The organism is Desulfoluna sp. (assembly GCF_030145185.1).
Lineage (GTDB): Bacteria > Desulfobacterota > Desulfobacteria > Desulfobacterales > Desulfolunaceae > Desulfoluna.
This window is the reverse complement of sequence record NZ_JAQYWB010000002.1, coordinates 22,803-40,548: the sequence shown is the minus strand read 5'-3', so window position 1 is coordinate 40,548 and position 17,746 is coordinate 22,803. Positions and strand designations below refer to the sequence as shown.

Below are 17,746 nucleotides of genomic sequence, written 5' to 3'. Positions count from 1 at the left end.
TCTCTGCCGAACTGATGGCTCGTCTGATCAACTGATGCTTACCTTTTTGCCACCATGGAGACCCCTGACCATGAAACGAGTTTCTTCTCTTATGGCCCTTCTCTGGCTGCTGGTGCCCCTTTGCGCCACGGCCGCGGAGAATGGCACCTACCGGAACCTTCGCATCTTCACGGACGTCATCGAGGAGATTGAGCGAAGTTACGTCGATGAGCCCAACTCCGAGCAGTTGATTGAAGAAGCCATCAAGGGGATGGTCAACAGCCTGGATCCTCACTCGGCCTTGCTGCCACCCCAGGCGCACAGCGAACTTCAGGAAGACACCCGGGGGCGTTTCTCCGGGGTGGGGCTCGTGCTCTCCATGCGGAACGAAAAGCTCATCGTGGTCTCGCCCATCGATGGGTCTCCGGCCAAGAATGCGGGGATCCGAGGGGGGGATTTAATCATCGCCATTGACGGTGAGAAGACCGCCACCCTGACCATGGAAGAATCCATCACCCTGATGCGTGGGCCCCGGGGAAGCATGGTAAGCCTTACCGTGTTGCAGAAGACGGGGGGCAAAGAGGTGAGGGTGACCCTGCGTCGGGACGAGATCCCCCTGCAGTCCGTGGCTCATTATGAGTTGAAGCGCGGGTTCCCTTTTATTGCTGTCACCTCCTTTAACGACAACACCGCCCGTGATTTTGAGGCGGCGCTTCTGGCCCATGAAGCCAACGGCCCTGTCAAAGGCCTGGTTCTGGATCTGCGGGATAACCCCGGAGGGATCCTTCAGCAGGCCGTGGATATAGTGGACTTTTTTATCGAGGACGGGGTGATCGTCTCCATCAAGGGGCGCTCTATGGAAGAGCGACAGGTATGGCGGGCCACCACCGAAAAGCCCGTGCGTTCCTTTCCGGTGGTGGTGCTGATCAACGGCGGATCGGCCAGCGCTTCGGAGATTGTGGCCGGTGCCTTGAAAGATCGTAAACGTGGGCTGATTCTTGGCACCACCAGCTTCGGGAAGGGTTCTGTTCAGAACATTATTCCCCTCACGGACGGCTACGGGCTCAAGCTCACCGTGGCTTTGTATTACACGCCTTCCGGGGTTTCCATCCAGGCCAAGGGCATCGTGCCCGATGTGGAGCTCCCCTTTCAGGAGATGGACTTCACACCGGACGAGCCCCCCATGACAGAGCGGGATTTGCCCAATCATATCAAACCCCGCGAGAGCGCCGACGAAGAGCCACTTCCCCAGGCTCCGGATCGTTTGAAACGGGATAATCAGGTCCAGCGAGCCCTGGAACTCCTCCTCAGTCGAGATATTTTCGGCAAGGGGTGATGCACGGCGCCACGCGGTGTGGCCGAGGGGAAACGAGCCAGGCCTCAGAGGCCTGGCTCCCTGTGCGGCTCCGGTTTCGGGATGTTTGAAACGAGTCGGGAGAGATCCCGAGGACCGCTTGCGGCGGTTGTGGCGTCTGGAAGACGGAAAGGGGGGAGGTGTTTTTTCCATGACCTCACCCCGTTGATTGGGGTATGAAGGGGCTGCAGACAGGCCGGTGACCTTCCTTGCTGGAGAGGGTGAGGGGGGCCATCAGAGGGTGGACTAAAGAGATCATAAGGGGAAGGGGTGGTATGGCAGGGGGGAAAAAGGAGAAAAAAAAGGGGGCATCAAAGATGCCCCCCCGGAGTTCATTCGGGCGGGTGGCCTTTGCGATTTCACTGGTGGCGGTGATTGTGGTGGTCTCCGGGATTTTTGCCATACGGGTTCTGCCTCCCAGGGTGGTGCCTCAGAAGCATGCGACGGTACGCAAAACGGCCGGGGTGACCCTGCCGCCCCAGTATGAGGTCTTCGATAAGCAGGCGGTACCGGAGCGACCCGTGCGTCCGGTGGTACCCCCCGTGTCACATAAACCGAAGCTCGTCTTGATTATCGATGACATCGGGTACAGCAAATCCATGGCCTTTCATTTGATGGCCCTGGACCCGGAGATCACCCTGTCGATTCTTCCCGGGAGTCCGTATGGGAAGTCCATTGCCAAAGCCGCCCAGGCCAAGGGCCGGGAGTTGATGCTGCATCAGCCCATGGAACCCAATGAATACCCGAGGGTGGACCCCGGGTCCGGAGCGCTTTTTGCCTCCATGGAACCGGACCGTCTGATCGGTACCTTCGAGGCAAATCTTGCAGATTTTCCGGGTATCAAGGGGGTGAACAATCATATGGGGTCGAAACTTACCTCTCTGTCCCCGCAGATGTACCAGGTGATGACCCTTTTAAAAAAACGGGGACTTTATTTTATCGACAGTCGGACCTCGGCGAGGACGGTAGGGCGGTCTGCGGCTCGGCTGATGCAGGTCCCTTTTGCCGAGCGGGACGTTTTTCTTGACCATATCCAATCCCGAAAAGCGGTACAGAGGCAGGTGGAGAAGATGCTGGTCATTGCAGAGAAGCATGGCAGCGCGGTGGGTATCGGGCATCCCCACAACGTCACCTGGACCGTTCTTTCAGAGATGATGCCCGAGATTCACCGGCGGGTGACCCTGGTGCGGCCCTCTACTTTAGTGGCGCTTCCGTGATCCCGGCCCGATGTATAAGCTTTTGGTTGAATTTTTTTTTTGTCATGGTATTGTAGGGGATTGACCACGATACGATTGTGGTCCCGGAGGGTGATCTTTTTTTATCACCCGCGACATGTGAGACCCACAGTGGAACCCTGGATTTGTCGGCATTTTCAAGGGCGAGGGCTATCCTTACGTTAAAAATGCAAAATATTTCTTGACAAATTGCTTAAGGGTTTTAAAATGGTTGGGTTTTTTGATCCAGAGGCTCAAGTTTGAAAGCACAATTGGGAGAATAAACTATGTATGCTGTAGTTGCTACGGGCGGCAAGCAATATAAGGTTCAGGAAGGCGAGATCCTGCGAGTTGAAAAACTGGCAGGTGAAGTCGGTTCCGCCGTGACCTTCGATCAGGTCCTGATGACCTCCGACGGCACGAATGTTGCCCTGGGAGCACCTCTTCTCGAAGGCGTCGCTGTTGTCGGCCAGATCGTGGAGCAGGATAAATCGAAAAAGGTTCTTGTCTTCAAGTACAAGCGCCGCAAGCGGTTTCGCAAGATGCAGGGCCATCGTCAGCCCTATACCGCCGTTAAAATCAATACCATCAACGCGTAAGTCGGTCGCTCCGCATGCGGAGCACCCGTGGGATGTGATGTGTAAAATAGTGAAAGACAGGTGCCCTCCCCTTGTGGTGGGCATTGAGTTTTTTCAGGCATCACTCTCCATACAGACACGTACACGGCTTTAAGGAGCAATCGAAATGGCACATAAAAAAGCTGGCGGCAGTACCAAAAACGGCCGCGACAGTAACGCGCAGCGACGCGGTGTGAAGAAGTATGGTGGGGAAGAAGTAACCTCCGGGAGCATTCTTGTTCGTCAGGTTGGCACTTCCATCCACCCCGGTAACAATGTGGGCTTGGGCAAAGACTTTACCCTCTTTGCCACCATCGACGGTGTGGTCAAGTATGAGCGCATGGGTCGTACCCGCAAAAAAGTCAGTGTATATGCCGCGTGAAATTCATAGACGAAGCAACCATCACTGTTCAATCCGGTAACGGAGGAAGGGGCTGCGTCAGCTTTCGACGCGAGAAGTATATCGAACGCGGAGGCCCCGACGGCGGCGATGGTGGTGGTGGCGGTGACGTGGTTCTTGAAGCCACAGCCGACACGCGCACCCTGTACGAGTTCAGGCACAATCGCCTGATCAAAGCCGAAAACGGCGGGTATGGTTCGGGTGCCAAGAGACACGGTAAAAACGGTACAGATATTGTTGTATATCTCCCTGCCGGCACTGTGGTGAGCAATGCAGAAACCGGGGAGATCATTCGTGACTTCGTGAACCCCGGTGAACGCTTTGTGATCGCCAAAGGCGGTCAGGGGGGACGCGGAAATAAACGGTTTACCACCGCGCGTAACCGAGCTCCTCGTTTTGCTCAGACCGGTGAACCGGGCGAATCCCTGATTATCCATCTCGAATTGAAGTTGCTGGCCGACGTGGGGATTATTGGATTTCCCAACGCCGGAAAGTCGACCCTCATTCGAGTGATCTCTTCGGCCCGTCCCAAAACGGCCGACTACCCCTTCACGACCCTGACCCCCAGCATTGGCATGGTTCAGTCTGAGTGGGGTGAACCCTTTGCCGTGGCCGATATTCCCGGCCTCATTGAAGGGGCCCACGAAGGCATTGGCTTGGGGACTACTTTTCTCAAGCACATTGAACGCACCCGGATGCTGGTGCACCTGATTGATGTCTCTGACATCGACCCTGAGAATCCATTGGCCCAGTTTAACGCCATCAACCGGGAGCTTTTTCTCTTCAGCGATAAGCTGAAGGAGAAGGAACAGCTTGTTGTGCTTAACAAGCTGGATCTAACCGGGGCGGAGGAGAAGGCCGAGGCGTTTGAAAAGGCGTTGGGTGAGATTCCGGTTCTGCGGATCTCGGCGGCGTCAACCCAAGGGGTGGATGTCCTCAAAGAAAAGCTGAATCAGGCCGTCAATGGCACCGAACTTGATGAGTGATGCCTTTTAAATAAGGGGGCGCCGCACGCGCCTTGTCACACCCTCTTGTCCTGTGGCTGTATGATGGTTTTTCGTTTTCGCTTCTTCGATTCTTTTGCGAGACCCCCATGGATGATGCATTCGTAAAAAGTCACCGTCATAAGCGCCTCGCAACACGTCTTTGTGTTGGCCGAGGAACTGTATTTCCGCGGGTCGGTTACCGATACCGCTTGTTTGACTTTTTGCGAGGCTTTCATGGATAAAGATCAAAAAGCCCTCTTTGCCAAGGCTCATCGGGTCGTGGTGAAGGTGGGAAGCGGAGTTCTCTCCTTTGATGGAGGGATCAATCATAATGTTGTGGCCTCCATCAGCCGTCAAATGGCGGCCCTGACCCAGGGTGGCCGTGAGATGATTCTTGTCTCTTCCGGTGCCGTGGCCGCAGGGGTCGCCAAGGTCGGGCTGGGGCATCGTCCTGCCAGCATCCCCGAGAAGCAGGCGGCGGCTGCCGTCGGTCAGGCGGGGCTCATCCTCGAATATGAGTTGCGTTTTGCTGAAACCGGGCTCAAGGTGGCCCAGGTCCTTCTGACACGCAACGATCTCTCACATCGGGGCCGCTACCTCAATGCACGAAACACCCTCAACACGCTTCTCTCCTGGGGGGTGGTGCCCATTATCAACGAAAATGATACCGTGGTTACCGATGAAATCCGTTTTGGGGACAACGATAACCTGTCGGCCATGATCGCTCTTCTTCTGGACGCTGACCTGCTCATCAACCTCACCGATATCGATGGCCTTTACGACGGGGATCCCCGGACCAACCCCGAGGCCAGGCGCCTTGATGTTGTTCATAAGATTACCCCTGCCATTGAAGAATCCTCCAGAGGACGTGCCGGTGTCATGGGGACGGGAGGCATGTGGACCAAGATTGAAGCGGCGAAAAAAACCACCGCTTCCGGGGTTCCCATGGTGATTGCCTGCGGGTCTCAGCCCAGGGTGTTGATCGATCTGTTTAACGGCATCGCCCAGGGGACCTATTTTGTGCCCAGGGCGGATAAGCTTGGAAGCCGCAAGCGCTGGATTGCCTTTACTTCGAAAACATTTGGAGAGGTCATCGTGGATGACGGGGCCGTGAAAGCCCTTGTGGAGCGTGGCAAAAGCCTGCTTCCCAGTGGGATTCTGTCGGTGTCCGGTGATTTTGAGGTGGGGGCGGCCGTGGCCGTGTTTGATACCTATGGAAACGAGCTGGGGCGCGGTCTGACTAATTTTGCGGCAGACGATATTCGGGCCATCAAGGGCCTTAAGACCGATCAAATCGAAGCCACCCTCGGCTCCTGGGAGTACGATGAAGTCATCCATCGGGACAACCTGGTGGTGACCGTGGCCTCCTGACGGCATGATACGGGAAACAGAAGACCCTCCATCTCATGAACATTTCTATTCTGACCAGGGAGTGACAGACTCATGACCGTAGAAGCGACAGTTGTTGGTATGGCTCGGCAGGCGAAAAAAGCGGCCCGGAAAGTGGCGGCAGCCACCACGGACCAGAAAAACCGTGTTCTCTCCTCCATCGCAGATAAGATCGAAATCCGGTCAGTCGCCATTCAGGCGGAAAACAGAAAAGATATTGAGCGGGCCCGTGAGATGGGCATCTCTCCGGCCATGATCGACCGGCTGACCATTACAGATTCCACCATTTCCTCTATGGTGGGGGGGCTCCGTGATGTGGTGGCTCTCCCCGATCCTGTGGGCGAGATCACCTCCACCGAAAAGCGTCCCAGCGGGATCCAGGTGTCTCGGGTTCGTATCCCTTTAGGGGTCATCGGTATGATTTATGAGTCACGACCCAACGTCACCATTGACGCGGCCGGGCTTTGCCTGAAGGCGGGGAACGCCATTATTTTAAGGGGCGGTTCCGAGGCGTTTCATTCCAACAGTGCCCTTGCGGCCTGTATTACGGATGCCCTGGAGCAGAATGGCCTGCCCAAAGAAGTCGTTCAACTCATTCCCATGCGGGATCGCGAGGCGGTAAATGTTCTGCTGAAGCAGGAAGATTTTATCGACGTCATGATTCCCCGGGGTGGCGAAGGGCTGATCCGTTTTGTGACGGCGAACTCTCTTATTCCCGTGCTCAAGCATTACAAGGGGGTCTGCCACGTCTATGTGGACGCAGAGGCCGACCTGGAAAAAGCGAAAGCCATCTGCCTCAACTCCAAAGTACAGCGGCCCGGTGTCTGCAATGCCATGGAGACCCTGCTGGTGCACAAGGATGTGGCGGCCACTTATCTTCCCCTTGTGGGGGCGGCTTTTCAAGAGGCTGGCGTCACCTTGAAAGGGTGTCCTGAAACTCGGAAGTACCTTCCCTGGGCCGAGGAGGCCGTGGAAGCCGATTGGCCTGCGGAGTACCTGGACCTTATCCTGGCGGTCAAGGTGGTGACGAGTGTTGACGAGGCCCTGGACCATATTGCGGCTTATCATTCCGGGCACACCGAAGCCATTGTGACGACCAACGAGGCCACGGCCCGTCATTTTGTCCAGGAGGCTGACTCTTCGGCCGTGATGGTGAATGCGTCCACTCGATTTAACGACGGTGGGGAGTTGGGGTTGGGCGCGGAAATAGGCATCAGCACCTCCAAGCTCCACGCTTTTGGCCCCATGGGGCTGGAAGAGCTGACAAGTCGGAAGTTCGTGGTTTACGGTGACGGACAGGTTCGGCAGTAGCTGTCGGCAGGGTATGGCAACGATGCAGAGAGAGAGTGGACGTCGCCGGGTGGTGATTTTTGGTGGGACCTTTAATCCGGTACACCTGGCTCACACCCATGTGGTGAACGAGATTTTAAGACTCATTGATCCCGACCGGCTCTATGTGGTCCCGGCAGCCGTACCGCCCCATAAACAGGGCCGAAAGATCGTCTCAGCCGAGCACCGGGTGGCCATGTTGGAACGGGCCATGAAAGGCCTGCCTGTCATCCTCTCGGATGTGGAGTTGAAGCGGGGCGGCGCATCCTTTACGGTGGATACCGTGCGTGACCTTCGCAAGGAGGTGCCAGCCGATGCAGAGATTTACCTGACCATGGGCGTGGATGCTTTTTTTGAGTTTCACACCTGGCGTTATGACAAGATGATTTTGTCCATGGCCGGGCTGATTGTCGTGAATCGGCCGGGGGCTCCCCACGGGGATCTTCCCATGGACGTGATGGGACGTTACCTGAAGGACCGAATTGATCCGGGATACTCCTGGAATGAAGAGAGGGCAAGTTTCGTGCATCCTTCGCTGTGCGGGGTTGTTCCCCTGATGGGGACCCTCGTCTCACCCCTCTCCTCCACGGATGTCCGAACATGCATTGAACAGGGAGATCGTCCGACGGACATGCTTGATCCGGAGGTTCTCCACTACATAGAAGACAAAGGATTGTACAGATGACCCAAGAGCTGGATCCCCGCCTCGTTTCTATCATGAAGGCGGTTAAGGGACGAAAAGCGGAAAATATTGCGGTACTGGATGTGCGGGAACTCACCACTTACACGGATTATTTCATCCTGGCCAACGCCCGTTCGACTCGGCAGGCGGCCGCTGTCGGTGAATACATAAAGGTTGAATTGAAGAAAGAGGGCATCACCCCTCTGGCCGTAGACGGCCTCAGCGAAGGCTCCTGGGTGCTTCTCGACTATGGGGACGTGATTGTTCACGTCTTCTACGAAGAGACTCGGGACTATTACGATCTCGACGGCCTCTGGGCCGATGCCGTGGTTATCGACCACGAGGGCATCGAGTAGTGCCAGACACGATTGCATGATGAAGGGTGCCCACGGGCACCCTTTTTGCGTTTGGAGAAGGGGACATTCACCTCCTCACCCTTTACGCGAATGCGGACGATGACGACACACGATGCGCATTTCAAACCTGCTTTCGATCCGTCTTCGCCTTCGGCTACGCCGTGACAAGGATGGCATGATATTATCTCGCAGACGGTGAGCGCCAGCGAACCGGATGCAACCTGGGGTCCAGGGGATCATCCCCTGGCCGCCGGAGGCATTTTTTTTGTTTTTCCCTGCTGTGTAGTGATTCAAAAAAAGGAGAGACCATGACGACCGTACGACCCTGTATGTTGATGATACTGGACGGCTGGGGCCTTCGGGCCGATGCCGAGGGCAACGCCGTGAAAGAGGCGCGCACACCGATTCTTGACGCCCTGGCAGCGAGTGGTCCCTCCACCACCCTTGCCTGCTCCGGGAAGGCTGTGGGGCTCCCCGAAGGGATCATGGGTAACTCTGAGGTGGGGCATTTGAATCTGGGGGCCGGACGGGTGGTCTATCAAACCCTTCTTCGGATTGATCGGTCCATCGAGGAGGGCGATTTTTTTAAAAACGAGGCCCTGGCTTTGGCCATGGACACCGTAAAAAAAGGGGGCTCCACCCTGCATCTTATGGGGCTCGTCTCCGATGGAGGGGTTCACAGCCAGCTCACCCACCTCAAGGCCCTGGTCCGGATGGCCCATGAAAAAGGGGTGGAGAGGGTTCGCATTCATGCCATTTTGGATGGTCGGGACACCCCACCGGACAGCGGAAAACAGTACATTGAGACCCTGGTAGCCTTTTTGAAGGATTTTCCCAACACGCGTATTGCCACCCTCTGCGGCCGCTTTTACGCCATGGATCGGGACACCCGATGGGAACGCACGGAAGAGGCCTACCGGCTCTACACCGAGGCCGTTGGTCTCTCTGAAACCGATCCCGTCACCGCCGTTTCCAATGCGTACGGGCGAGGGGAGACCGACGAATTTGTCAAAGGGATCTCCTTTGGCACCGAAGGGGGCACCCTCACCGATGGGGACGCCGTTATCTTCTTTAACTTTCGCGCCGACCGTGCCCGCCAGATCACCCGGGCCCTGACCGTTGATGGCTTCGATGGCTTCTCAAGAAAGCAGAGGCCCGCCCTCGCCTCCTACGTCTGCATGTCTCTCTATGAAGAGAGCCTCCACCTGCCCATGGCCTTCGGTCCTCAGCACCATGACGGGATCCTTGGCCAGGTGGTGAGCCAGGCCGGTCTCTCCCAGCTCCGCATCGCTGAAACCGAAAAATATGCCCACGTCACCTACTTCTTCAACGGGGGAGAAGAGAGCCCCTTTGACCACGAAGAGCGCTGCCTTATCCCCTCGCCCCGGGAGTTTCCCACCTACGATCTCATTCCCGAGATGAGCGCCGTGGCCGTTACCGATACCCTGATTCAGCAGATTGAAGAAAACGATCACACACTCATCGTCGTCAACTTTGCCAACATGGATATGGTGGGGCATACAGGAATCCTGGAAGCAGCCGTCAAAGCCGTGGAAACCGTGGACGCCTGCGTGGGGCGCGTCGTGAAAGCCTTCACCGCAAAAGGTGGAGCCCTGCTCGTCACCGCAGACCATGGCAACTCTGAACAGATGAGCGACGGCCACGGCGGCGCCCATACCGCCCACACCCTGAACCCCGTTCCCCTGATCCTCGTGGACGATACCCGGAAAGACCGCACCCTGAAACCAGGGAAACTCGCCGATGTCGCCCCCACCCTCCTCGACCTCATGGGTCTCGATAAGCCTGAGGCGATGACCGGGGAGTCGCTGATCGCGTAAGACCAGAAAAAGGCAAAAAGCAGCCTCCGGCGGCAAGGTGGCGTCACCTTGAAAGCGGGTTTGCGAATGCGATTCGGGTGCCGTTATTTTCAGGCTGCAATGCGTTCGCATTCGCGTGATCTGTGAGGGCTCTCGGGGTACGCCACAAGCGCCTGCGCTCCGGATAGAGCGATCACCATAAGATCCATTTCGAAAGCAGGGAGCGAATGTGCTGCGGGTGTCATTTTGTATTCTGTGGACCCAGTGCCTCTGTGAGCGCGCAGTTTTTTCTTGCGGCATTCAGGCGACAGAGGTAAATTCCTTTTTTTGTACATCAAAAGACAAAAACGAAGGAGTGGGACATGGCGTTTCTGACAGATCTGGAGTTCATGAAGGATTTCATCACCGGTAATCGAGTTCCCATCGTCGGGGCTGAACTCAACCGCCAGCAGGTCGAACAGTATCTTGTGGAGGTGTTGGGCTACGAAAAAAGCGCCGTGGAAGTGGACCGCACGCTCGCCTTCACCGCCGCTGGTGACCCCTGGACCTCAAAACTCGACCTCGTGGTTTCTGTCGGAGAGACCCCGATTATGGTGATCAAATGCGCCGCAGGGTCCCTTGGCTCCCGAGAAAAAGAGGCCGTCTCCGCCGCCCGCATCGCCTTTGATGCCCCCGTTCCCGTTGCGGTCGTCTCGGACGGTTCCACCGCACTCGTTTTTGATACCCTCACCCGCAAACAGATCGGCGAAGGCTTGAATGCCATTCCCACCCCGGCCCGGGCGACTGAACTGGCCGCCACGCCTGCAGAGCCCCTGGACGCCAAAAATATGGATCGTGCGCGCATTGTCTTTCGGTCCTATGATTCCATGAATGTAAACAAGTGATTATTTGCCCCCAGTGGCCACGTGTTTAACCCTCAGGTTCATCGTTTTTATTATCCCAACTGCAGAATCCACCGTTTAAACAGGGGATCAGCGATGGCCCAGGAACCGTTGTGAACCACTTCGTCACGGATGAGGAGGGTGTTTAAGGCCCGAGTGGCCTGGGATGGGGTGGTGAATCCAACGCTCTGGAGGTTTCTGGCGGAAAAGAGGCCTTTTCCCTGGCTCCGGGCCACAAGTTTTATGGCTTTTTTCTGGTTGGGGGTCATGCCTTTAAAGAGGTTTATGAATTCTATGGTGCGTCTTTCCAGGATGGCAGCCTCCAGGGCATCAAGGCCCAGGTTTCCAAGGCCTTCTTCCCAGAGGTGATAAAGGAACTCCTGGACATACATGGGGTGGTTTTCGCACCGTTCAACGACTTCTTTGACGATTGATTCCTGGATTGGTTTTTCCCCTTTTACAAACAGATTTTCGGCCCAGGAGATAAAATGGTCTGTATTGATTTTGGGCAGGGGGTAGCTTGCGGCGAGTTTGAAGAAGGCTCGATTGGTATCGCCGAACATGGATGAGAGAAGGTGGCGCTGGCTGCCGGAGAAGACATAAGCGATGCGGTGATGTCCCTGGATTTCCTTTCGGACTCTCTTTTCAAAGGCCGCATCGCCATATGAGGTAACTTCTTGGAACTCATCAAAGACAACCGCAAGCCTGTTTTTTTCTGAGAGGCTTTTCATCAGCCCAAACAGTTCTGTCAGAACCGGGCCTTGGTCGCCGCCATGGAAGGTGGGATTGACCACGGGTAGGCCGCTGATGGGATCCAGGCTGAACTGGAAGGTGAGACGGGTCAACGTGTCACGCAGCCAAGACATGGCCCGTTCAACGGGTGATACCTTTCGGGTGATCGCTTGAATCACAGATGTAATAAATTCTTCTACGGTGGTTGTCCCGTATAGGTCGATGTAATATGGAGTGACGTCATCGAGTTCGGCAAGCACTTTGTGCAGGAGAGATGTTTTTCCGAAGCGTCGGTGGGAATAGAGAAGCACATTTTGGGAATTGCAGATGTAGTGTGTCAGGTCTACACACTCTTTTTTCCGGTTGCAGAACGAGGGTGTTGTGGCAATGCCGGTGAATTGAAAGGGATTTTCCATAAGGCCTCCTCTTTTACGCACAGTGCGTTACGCAGAATGCGTAACGCACTGTGCTCAGTGTATCTCTGTCGGTATTTGATGTCAAGAATATGGCTTTGATGAGGCTTTAAGAGACGGTTTGTGTTACGCGTTCAACAGTTTGGCTTCCGGCAGGGCCGCCGGAGGTTTTTTTAACTTTTAACAAAAAAAGCCCCTTTGCATAACACCATGCAAAGGGGCTTTTTTTTGATTCAATGGCGGGGTGGGTTACTGGCCGGCCACCTCTTTGTTGCAGTGCTTGCAGATTTTTGCCTGCTTTTTGATGATCTCGGCGCAGAAGGGGCATTCCCGAGTGAAGCAGCGTTCGTGGATTTTCTTGATCGCTTCGTTCACGGTCTCCTGGAGTTTGGCCATGCCGAATTTGGTGTTGCGCAGGGGGTCGATGGCTTCGGTGTCTGCGAGGTCACCAATCATTTCTGCGGCTTTGAGACGAACCCGTCCGGGCTCCGAGGGGTTCAGGATCATCTTGAGAAGCTGAACGAGGTCGTGGTTGACGTAGCAGTCTGCGAGGATGGAGAAGCCGGTTTTGATGGCCTCTTCTATGGCGGCCTGCTGGGCCATGGACTCATCGGTGATGATCTGGCCTTCCCCGCCCATGTGACTGAATACGGGCAGCAGTTCGTAGTTCTCGGTGCCGGGGTAGTTCATGCAGCGATAGGAAGAGACCTGGCCGACCTGATCCATGAGCTGCTCCCAGCCTCCCTTGAACAGGGAACACTCGTCATTAAAACAGATAAAGAGAAAGGGTTCTCCCCATCCGAGACCATCACCACAGGTTATCTGGGGGACTTCCCAGATCTCCATGGGCTGGTTGCAGTGGGGGCATTTGGGTTTATCCAGAGCCAGTACGCGTTCCAGAGCTTCTTCGCGGGTTTCAATATGCTGCATGACACTCTCCCTTTGTCGCTGTTATATCTTTATGCCCTGCTGTCTCCGTGCATGGACATCACTTTTAATGATGATTCCGATCAGCCTAAATAGTAACCCCCAATGCTTGTTTGTCAATAGGAGGGCTTATCTTTGGGTCTTTGTGTGCAAGCATCAAGACCGTTTTTTTATCCTTTTTTAGCCTGGATCTCCTGCATGATGTTCCCCACAGCCTCGCGGTGCGGAGGCGGCACCATGAGCACCTGGGCCGGGCGGTTGGCCATGAAGTGGGTGTCGGGTGGGGTCAGGGTCTCCGCTTCGTGGGCCGTTCGGTTGGCCTCGTCTTCAAGGAGCAGGAGAACATCGGTGAGGTTGCCGGTGAGTCCCTTGTCGTCGGTGTGCTCGATGTACTGCATGAGGGCGTTGTTGACGGTGAGGGTGAGGTCGTCCATTTCAGCGAAGCCTCCCTCTTCACAGCGGGTTTGGGAGACCATGCTGCGGCAGGCAAAGGGACGCGCTTCGTAGACCTGGCAGAGCCCCTCTTCGGAGAGAAGGGGACAGGCGCCCCAGCCGGGATCACTGGACTCTTCGGGCACCTCGTCTCCGGCCATGCAGAGGTCGGTGAGGCCGTTGATGGTGTATGTGGGAATCTGACGGGGTTTGTGGGCATCCTTTTTTATCTCATCCATGAGATGGGGGGCTTCGGAGGCAATCCAGTCGTAAAGGCGCCGACCTTCTAACGTGGTGAGGGTGACGTTACGTGTGCAGCAGGTGGCGCAACCTTTGGCACAGGCCAACGTTTTTTCAGTCATCTGTTCTTTGTGGGCTGAATAGATGATGGCAAGGGTCTTCAACCGGGCGTCCATGGAAAATCTCCTTATCGGTAAGGGTGTTTCGTAAGGTTTGAGATGACTTTTCCTTCATCGAAACATCGTGTTCTCTTACTTGAAGCGGTGCAGGGCCTGTGGCATAGTGACATCGACGTAACAGGTTCTTATCCCTTGAGGCAATGAAAAAAGGAGACCCCCATGGCTTCGACTGTGTACCATATTGATTTACGCGCCACCTTTCAGGAGAGTCTTCCCGAGAAACTGGGGCGCCTGCTTGCCACCGCAGGGCTTGAAGATATTCTGGAGGCACGCGAGCTCACCGCCGTAAAAATTCATTTCGGCGAGAAGGGCAACACCGCCTTCATCAATCCGGTGTTTGTCCGGAAAATTATCGAAAAAATTACAGAGACCGGGGCCACCCCTTTTCTGACCGATACCAACACCCTCTACGCCGGGACCCGCAGTGACACCCCCTCCCATCTCGCCACCGCGGTGGAGAACGGCTTTGCCTACTCCGTGGTGGGGGCTCCTGTCATTATTGCCGACGGCCTTCGCGGGCAAAGCGATGAAGATGTGGCGGTCAACGCAAAATACGTCCAGACGGCCCACATTGGGGCGGATATTTACCATGCAGACGCTTTGGTGGTGCTCTCTCATTTCAAAGGCCACAAGCTCACCGGTTTTGGCGGTGCCCTGAAGAACCTCGGTATGGGCTGCGCCTCAAGGCGTGGTAAACTGGCTCAGCACTCCTCTGTCAGCCCCAAAGTGAAACGAAAAAAATGTATCGGCTGCGGCGTCTGCACCACCCATTGCCCTGTGGCTGCCATCAGTCTGGATGAAAAGAAGGCCTTCATCAACCCCGAGACCTGCATCGGCTGTGGGGACTGCATCCTCGTCTGTCCCACCGGGGCGGTTCAGATTCAGTGGAACCAGTCCGGCTCCACCTTCCTTGAGACCATGGTGGAGTACGCCAAAGCCGCTCTCACCGGCAAAGAGGGAAAAACCCTCTTTATCAATTTTATCACCGATGTCTCCCCCCTGTGCGACTGCATCGGCCACAGCGACGTGCCCATCGTCCCTAATATCGGCATCCTGGCCTCCACAGATCCCGTGGCCATCGACCAGGCCTGCGTCGACCTCGTCAACGCCCAGGCCGCCATTCCTGGCTCCAGTCTGACCGTAAACACCGCCCCCGGCGAAGACAAAATTAAAGGCCTTCATCCCCACGTGGACTGGCCCCTTCAATTCATCCATGCCGAAGAACTCGGCCTCGGTTCCCGGACCTATGAACTGGTCAAGCTGGAGTCCAAAGGGTTGAAACTCAATAGCCCGTCGGACGGGTAAGGGTTTTTCTTGGGAGGAACAACCATGGTTCTGTTTTTGACTGCGGTGGGACTTATTTTGTTTTTCGGCGGCGTGGTTGTGGTGATCTGTGATCCGCCCAAAAAGCTGCTCAAGCTGATCTCTCTGGTGATTTTTTCAGGGGTCGTTCTGCTCGGCGGGGCCGCTTATGTCGGGACTCAGCATGACCTCTATCGTGCGAAGCGCCTGGATGCATGTGCATGGGGCTCCGTCGCCGAGATCGAGGCCCTCTCCCCCATTAAGATCGGGGACAGATGGTACCGTATTGTTTTGGAGGAAATTGCAGGGCCGGAGTGATGGCGGTTACCGGCACCCCTTGGGTTTAAGACCGTGTCCCCGCAGTGCATGAGCTTGTGGTGTCCGTCGCATCACCTGACACATCACGCGAATGCGGACGCGAGGTACTGAGAGTTCCGACAGCCGTAGAGCATTCGCAAACCCGCTTTCAAGGGGCACACCTCGCCGCCGGAGTTATTCCGGTGAAAGTCAACGGTTGAGTTGGATTTTGCCCACCGACAATTCATGCCCTTGCGACGTACGGTGCGTTTCCTTGCACATCACGCGAATGCGGACGCGAGGTGCTGAGAGTTCCGACAGCCGTAGAGCATTCGCAAACCCGCTTTCAAGGTGGCGCCACCTTGCCGCCGGAGGCTTCTTTTATTTTTCTTGTCGATTTAAATGTTTATTCATATCAGGGGGTAAGGTGCCGGAACGGGATTGGATGAAAAAGGGGCTGTGGGCAGGGCTTGCGATGGTGGTGGGGTTTATTGCCCTGCTTTGTCTGGTGCCGCCGATCAGCCGGGACGCCCTGGTGCATCATCTGGCGGTGCCGAAGCTTTATATCAAGGCGGGGGGGATGGTGGAGCTGCCGACCATGGACTGGTCGTATTATCCCATGAACCTCGATGTGCTTTATTGGGGGTGTCTCCGGCTTGGGAGTGACATGTTGCCGAAGTTTGTTCATTTTGCCTTCGGGCTGGGCACGGCAGGGCTGATTTACCGGTATCTGCGGGTAAAGCTTGGGGGGATCTGGGGGCTTGCGGGGGCGTTTTTTTTCCTGACCACGCCCGTGATTATGAAGCTGTCCACCACGGTCTATGTGGATCTGGGGCTGGCTTTTTTTTCCCTGGCAGCCACCCTTTCTCTTTTCCGCTGTCGGGAAAAGGGATTTCCCGGGTGGAAGGGGGTGGCCGGGGCCGGGGTGCTTTGCGGCCTGGGCCTGGGGGTGAAATACAATGGGCTTTTGATCCTGATGCTTCTGGGGTTGCTGGTACCGCTTCTGGTGAGCCGGACGGTGCCCAGGTCCCGGCATCGGGACGCCAAAGCCATCGGGTTTGGCTTGGTGTTTGTGGTGGCGGCGCTTTTGGCCTATGCACCCACCGGGGTGCGCAACACGCTATGGACGGGCAATCCCGTTTATCCTCTCTACAACGGGAGCGTCCAGAAGATCCGGAAGGTGGGGGTGGCACTGGGCAGAAAGACGGTGACACCGGTGGTGACCGCTCCGGTCGCCTCGAAAAAACCCTCACTGCGACTGCATCCGCTTCAGATGAGGCGGCTGATTTATGATGAATCGGCGTTGGATATTTCCCTTTTGCCTCTGCGGCTTTTTTTTCAGGGCCAGGATGGAAATTCCCGGCTTTTTGACGGGCGTTTTTCACCTCTTCTCTTTCTCTTTGTCCCGTTGCTCTTTTTGTGGCGTAAAGTCCCCGATGCGTGGCGCAGTGAGGTGGGCAGTCTCTTTTTTGTCTCTTGGATTTACATCGTCCTGGCCCTCTGCCTGACGGCCGTGCGGGTTCGGTACCTGGTGCCCATTGTTCCGCACCTGGTTCTTTTGGCGGTTTATGGGCTCAAGCTCTCCGTCGATACGCTCCATCAACTGAGCCGGCCTGTCGGGAAAAAAGTCGGGGTGGTTTGTCTGGCTCTGTTTGTCGGCTACGGTCTCTGGGTGAATGGGGCGTATGCGAGATATCTCTATGGCTATGTGAAGCCCTTGGATTATCTCTCCGGCACCGTGGATCGGGACGGCTATATTGCCCGGTATCGTTCGGAACATGATGCCTTTCAGTATGTGAACCAGGCCCTGGAACCGGATGCCCTGCTCTATTTTATTTATCTCGGCAAACGGGGGTATTACTGCGATATCCCGTATGTGCCCGACAGTGGGGGAACTCATCTGGATCGACTGCTTCATGAGGGTGGGGCCTTGCGAACCCCGAAGGCGATGGCTGACTATTTAAAGCGGAAAGGGCTGACGCATCTGGTGATCAACATGCAGGTCGCCTGGCCTTTTTTACAGGAAAACGGGAGGCCCGGGGATGCAGAGGCCTTGAATCGTTTTTTGATGTCGGAGACCCGGCAGGTGTTCAGCGGTCGAGGGGTTTATGTGTTTGCCCTAAAATAACGTATAATAAAAGGGTTATTAAGAAGTTTGGATAAGCTTGACGACAAGGTTCACTTCTGGGTAAATTTCTTCACGTGTATTTATACTAATAT

The 17,746-nt window shown here is 55.8% G+C and carries 17 protein-coding genes; 14 read left to right on the top strand and 3 right to left on the bottom strand.

All coding sequences use genetic code 11. The annotated features are described in order from the left end of the window. Positions 1 to 70 precede the first annotated feature (70 nt). The 11 genes from Q1Q75_RS00635 to Q1Q75_RS00585 all read left to right on the top strand — a co-directional run bounded on the left by Q1Q75_RS00635 (position 71) and on the right by Q1Q75_RS00585 (position 11,007). Positions 71 to 1,315 (top strand): S41 family peptidase, encoded by a 1,245-nt coding sequence (locus Q1Q75_RS00635; protein ID WP_300667003.1) that lies wholly within the window; start codon positions 71 to 73, stop codon positions 1,313 to 1,315. Positions 1,316 to 1,650: 335 nt separating this feature from the next. Beyond that, on the top strand, positions 1,651 to 2,550 hold the full coding sequence (locus Q1Q75_RS00630; protein WP_300667001.1) for a divergent polysaccharide deacetylase family protein: 900 nt from the start codon (positions 1,651 to 1,653) through the stop codon (positions 2,548 to 2,550). A gap of 284 nt (positions 2,551 to 2,834) precedes the next feature. After that, positions 2,835 to 3,146, top strand: a complete 312-nt coding sequence (rplU, locus tag Q1Q75_RS00625) for a 50S ribosomal protein L21 (protein ID WP_300666999.1) — start codon at positions 2,835 to 2,837, stop codon at positions 3,144 to 3,146. Positions 3,147 to 3,291: 145 nt separating this feature from the next. After that, complete coding sequence (rpmA, locus tag Q1Q75_RS00620; protein ID WP_300666996.1) at positions 3,292 to 3,546, top strand: 50S ribosomal protein L27; 255 nt, start codon at positions 3,292 to 3,294, stop codon at positions 3,544 to 3,546. Further along, a complete protein-coding gene (gene obgE, locus Q1Q75_RS00615) occupies positions 3,543 to 4,550 on the top strand; it encodes a GTPase ObgE (RefSeq protein WP_300666994.1) in 1,008 nt (335 codons plus the stop codon). Before rpmA ends, obgE begins: the two co-directional genes overlap by 4 nt. Before the next feature lie 234 nt (positions 4,551 to 4,784). Next, the gene (gene proB, locus Q1Q75_RS00610; protein ID WP_300666992.1) at positions 4,785 to 5,921 is read left to right on the top strand and encodes a glutamate 5-kinase; all 1,137 of its coding nucleotides are present in this window, start codon (positions 4,785 to 4,787) and stop codon (positions 5,919 to 5,921) included. 72 nt (positions 5,922 to 5,993) lie between these two features. Further along, on the top strand, positions 5,994 to 7,250 hold the full coding sequence (locus tag Q1Q75_RS00605; protein ID WP_300666990.1) for a glutamate-5-semialdehyde dehydrogenase: 1,257 nt from the start codon (positions 5,994 to 5,996) through the stop codon (positions 7,248 to 7,250). 22 nt (positions 7,251 to 7,272) lie between these two features. Beyond that, positions 7,273 to 7,953: a nicotinate (nicotinamide) nucleotide adenylyltransferase gene (gene nadD / locus Q1Q75_RS00600; protein ID WP_300666988.1), complete on the top strand. Its 681-nt coding sequence runs from the start codon at positions 7,273 to 7,275 to the stop codon at positions 7,951 to 7,953. Next, positions 7,950 to 8,306, top strand: a complete 357-nt coding sequence (gene rsfS, locus Q1Q75_RS00595; RefSeq protein WP_300666986.1) for a ribosome silencing factor — start codon at positions 7,950 to 7,952, stop codon at positions 8,304 to 8,306. The genes nadD and rsfS overlap by 4 nt, the downstream gene beginning before the upstream one ends. Before the next feature lie 308 nt (positions 8,307 to 8,614). After that, a complete protein-coding gene (gpmI, locus tag Q1Q75_RS00590; RefSeq protein ID WP_300666984.1) occupies positions 8,615 to 10,144 on the top strand; it encodes a 2,3-bisphosphoglycerate-independent phosphoglycerate mutase in 1,530 nt (509 codons plus the stop codon). 341 nt (positions 10,145 to 10,485) lie between these two features. Continuing rightward, positions 10,486 to 11,007 carry a type I restriction enzyme HsdR N-terminal domain-containing protein gene (locus Q1Q75_RS00585; protein ID WP_300666982.1) on the top strand — a complete coding sequence of 174 codons (522 nt, stop codon included), beginning with the start codon at positions 10,486 to 10,488 and terminating at the stop codon, positions 11,005 to 11,007. A gap of 50 nt (positions 11,008 to 11,057) precedes the next feature. Here the strand turns inward: Q1Q75_RS00585 and Q1Q75_RS00580 are convergent, their stop codons facing one another. From Q1Q75_RS00580 to Q1Q75_RS00570, 3 genes are all read right to left on the bottom strand, one after another. Further along, the gene (locus Q1Q75_RS00580) at positions 11,058 to 12,152 is read right to left on the bottom strand and encodes a hypothetical protein (RefSeq protein WP_300666980.1); all 1,095 of its coding nucleotides are present in this window, start codon (positions 12,150 to 12,152) and stop codon (positions 11,058 to 11,060) included. Positions 12,153 to 12,398: 246 nt separating this feature from the next. Beyond that, complete coding sequence (locus Q1Q75_RS00575; protein WP_300666978.1) at positions 12,399 to 13,079, bottom strand: zinc ribbon domain-containing protein; 681 nt, start codon at positions 13,077 to 13,079, stop codon at positions 12,399 to 12,401. Between the two features lie 167 nt (positions 13,080 to 13,246). After that, positions 13,247 to 13,924 (bottom strand): YkgJ family cysteine cluster protein, encoded by a 678-nt coding sequence (locus Q1Q75_RS00570; RefSeq protein WP_300666976.1) that lies wholly within the window; start codon positions 13,922 to 13,924, stop codon positions 13,247 to 13,249. 162 nt (positions 13,925 to 14,086) lie between these two features. On the opposite strand from Q1Q75_RS00570, the gene Q1Q75_RS00565 reads away from it, so the two are divergent. The 3 genes from Q1Q75_RS00565 to Q1Q75_RS00555 all read left to right on the top strand — a co-directional run bounded on the left by Q1Q75_RS00565 (position 14,087) and on the right by Q1Q75_RS00555 (position 17,654). Beyond that, on the top strand, positions 14,087 to 15,232 hold the full coding sequence (locus tag Q1Q75_RS00565) for a DUF362 domain-containing protein (RefSeq protein WP_300666974.1): 1,146 nt from the start codon (positions 14,087 to 14,089) through the stop codon (positions 15,230 to 15,232). 24 nt (positions 15,233 to 15,256) lie between these two features. After that, a complete protein-coding gene (locus tag Q1Q75_RS00560; protein WP_300666972.1) occupies positions 15,257 to 15,547 on the top strand; it encodes a hypothetical protein in 291 nt (96 codons plus the stop codon). Positions 15,548 to 15,953: 406 nt separating this feature from the next. Continuing rightward, on the top strand, positions 15,954 to 17,654 hold the full coding sequence (locus tag Q1Q75_RS00555) for a glycosyltransferase family 39 protein (RefSeq protein WP_300666971.1): 1,701 nt from the start codon (positions 15,954 to 15,956) through the stop codon (positions 17,652 to 17,654). Positions 17,655 to 17,746: the final 92 nt, after the last annotated feature.

What these genes read in the sequence shown, in the direction of transcription:
- Q1Q75_RS00635 (WP_300667003.1), top strand. Translation starts at nt 71, where the DNA reads ATGAAACGAGTTTCTTCTCTTATGGCCCTTCTCTGGCTGCTGGTGCCC.
- Q1Q75_RS00630 (WP_300667001.1), top strand. Translation starts at nt 1,651, where the DNA reads ATGCCCCCCCGGAGTTCATTCGGGCGGGTGGCCTTTGCGATTTCACTG.
- rplU (WP_300666999.1), top strand. Translation starts at nt 2,835, where the DNA reads ATGTATGCTGTAGTTGCTACGGGCGGCAAGCAATATAAGGTTCAGGAA.
- rpmA (WP_300666996.1), top strand. Translation starts at nt 3,292, where the DNA reads ATGGCACATAAAAAAGCTGGCGGCAGTACCAAAAACGGCCGCGACAGT.
- proB (WP_300666992.1), top strand. Translation starts at nt 4,785, where the DNA reads ATGGATAAAGATCAAAAAGCCCTCTTTGCCAAGGCTCATCGGGTCGTG.
- Q1Q75_RS00605 (WP_300666990.1), top strand. Translation starts at nt 5,994, where the DNA reads ATGACCGTAGAAGCGACAGTTGTTGGTATGGCTCGGCAGGCGAAAAAA.
- nadD (WP_300666988.1), top strand. Translation starts at nt 7,273, where the DNA reads ATGCAGAGAGAGAGTGGACGTCGCCGGGTGGTGATTTTTGGTGGGACC.
- rsfS (WP_300666986.1), top strand. Translation starts at nt 7,950, where the DNA reads ATGACCCAAGAGCTGGATCCCCGCCTCGTTTCTATCATGAAGGCGGTT.
- gpmI (WP_300666984.1), top strand. Translation starts at nt 8,615, where the DNA reads ATGACGACCGTACGACCCTGTATGTTGATGATACTGGACGGCTGGGGC.
- Q1Q75_RS00585 (WP_300666982.1), top strand. Translation starts at nt 10,486, where the DNA reads ATGGCGTTTCTGACAGATCTGGAGTTCATGAAGGATTTCATCACCGGT.
- Q1Q75_RS00580 (WP_300666980.1), bottom strand. Translation starts at nt 12,152, where the DNA reads ATGGAAAATCCCTTTCAATTCACCGGCATTGCCACAACACCCTCGTTC.
- Q1Q75_RS00575 (WP_300666978.1), bottom strand. Translation starts at nt 13,079, where the DNA reads ATGCAGCATATTGAAACCCGCGAAGAAGCTCTGGAACGCGTACTGGCT.
- Q1Q75_RS00570 (WP_300666976.1), bottom strand. Translation starts at nt 13,924, where the DNA reads ATGGACGCCCGGTTGAAGACCCTTGCCATCATCTATTCAGCCCACAAA.
- Q1Q75_RS00565 (WP_300666974.1), top strand. Translation starts at nt 14,087, where the DNA reads ATGGCTTCGACTGTGTACCATATTGATTTACGCGCCACCTTTCAGGAG.
- Q1Q75_RS00560 (WP_300666972.1), top strand. Translation starts at nt 15,257, where the DNA reads ATGGTTCTGTTTTTGACTGCGGTGGGACTTATTTTGTTTTTCGGCGGC.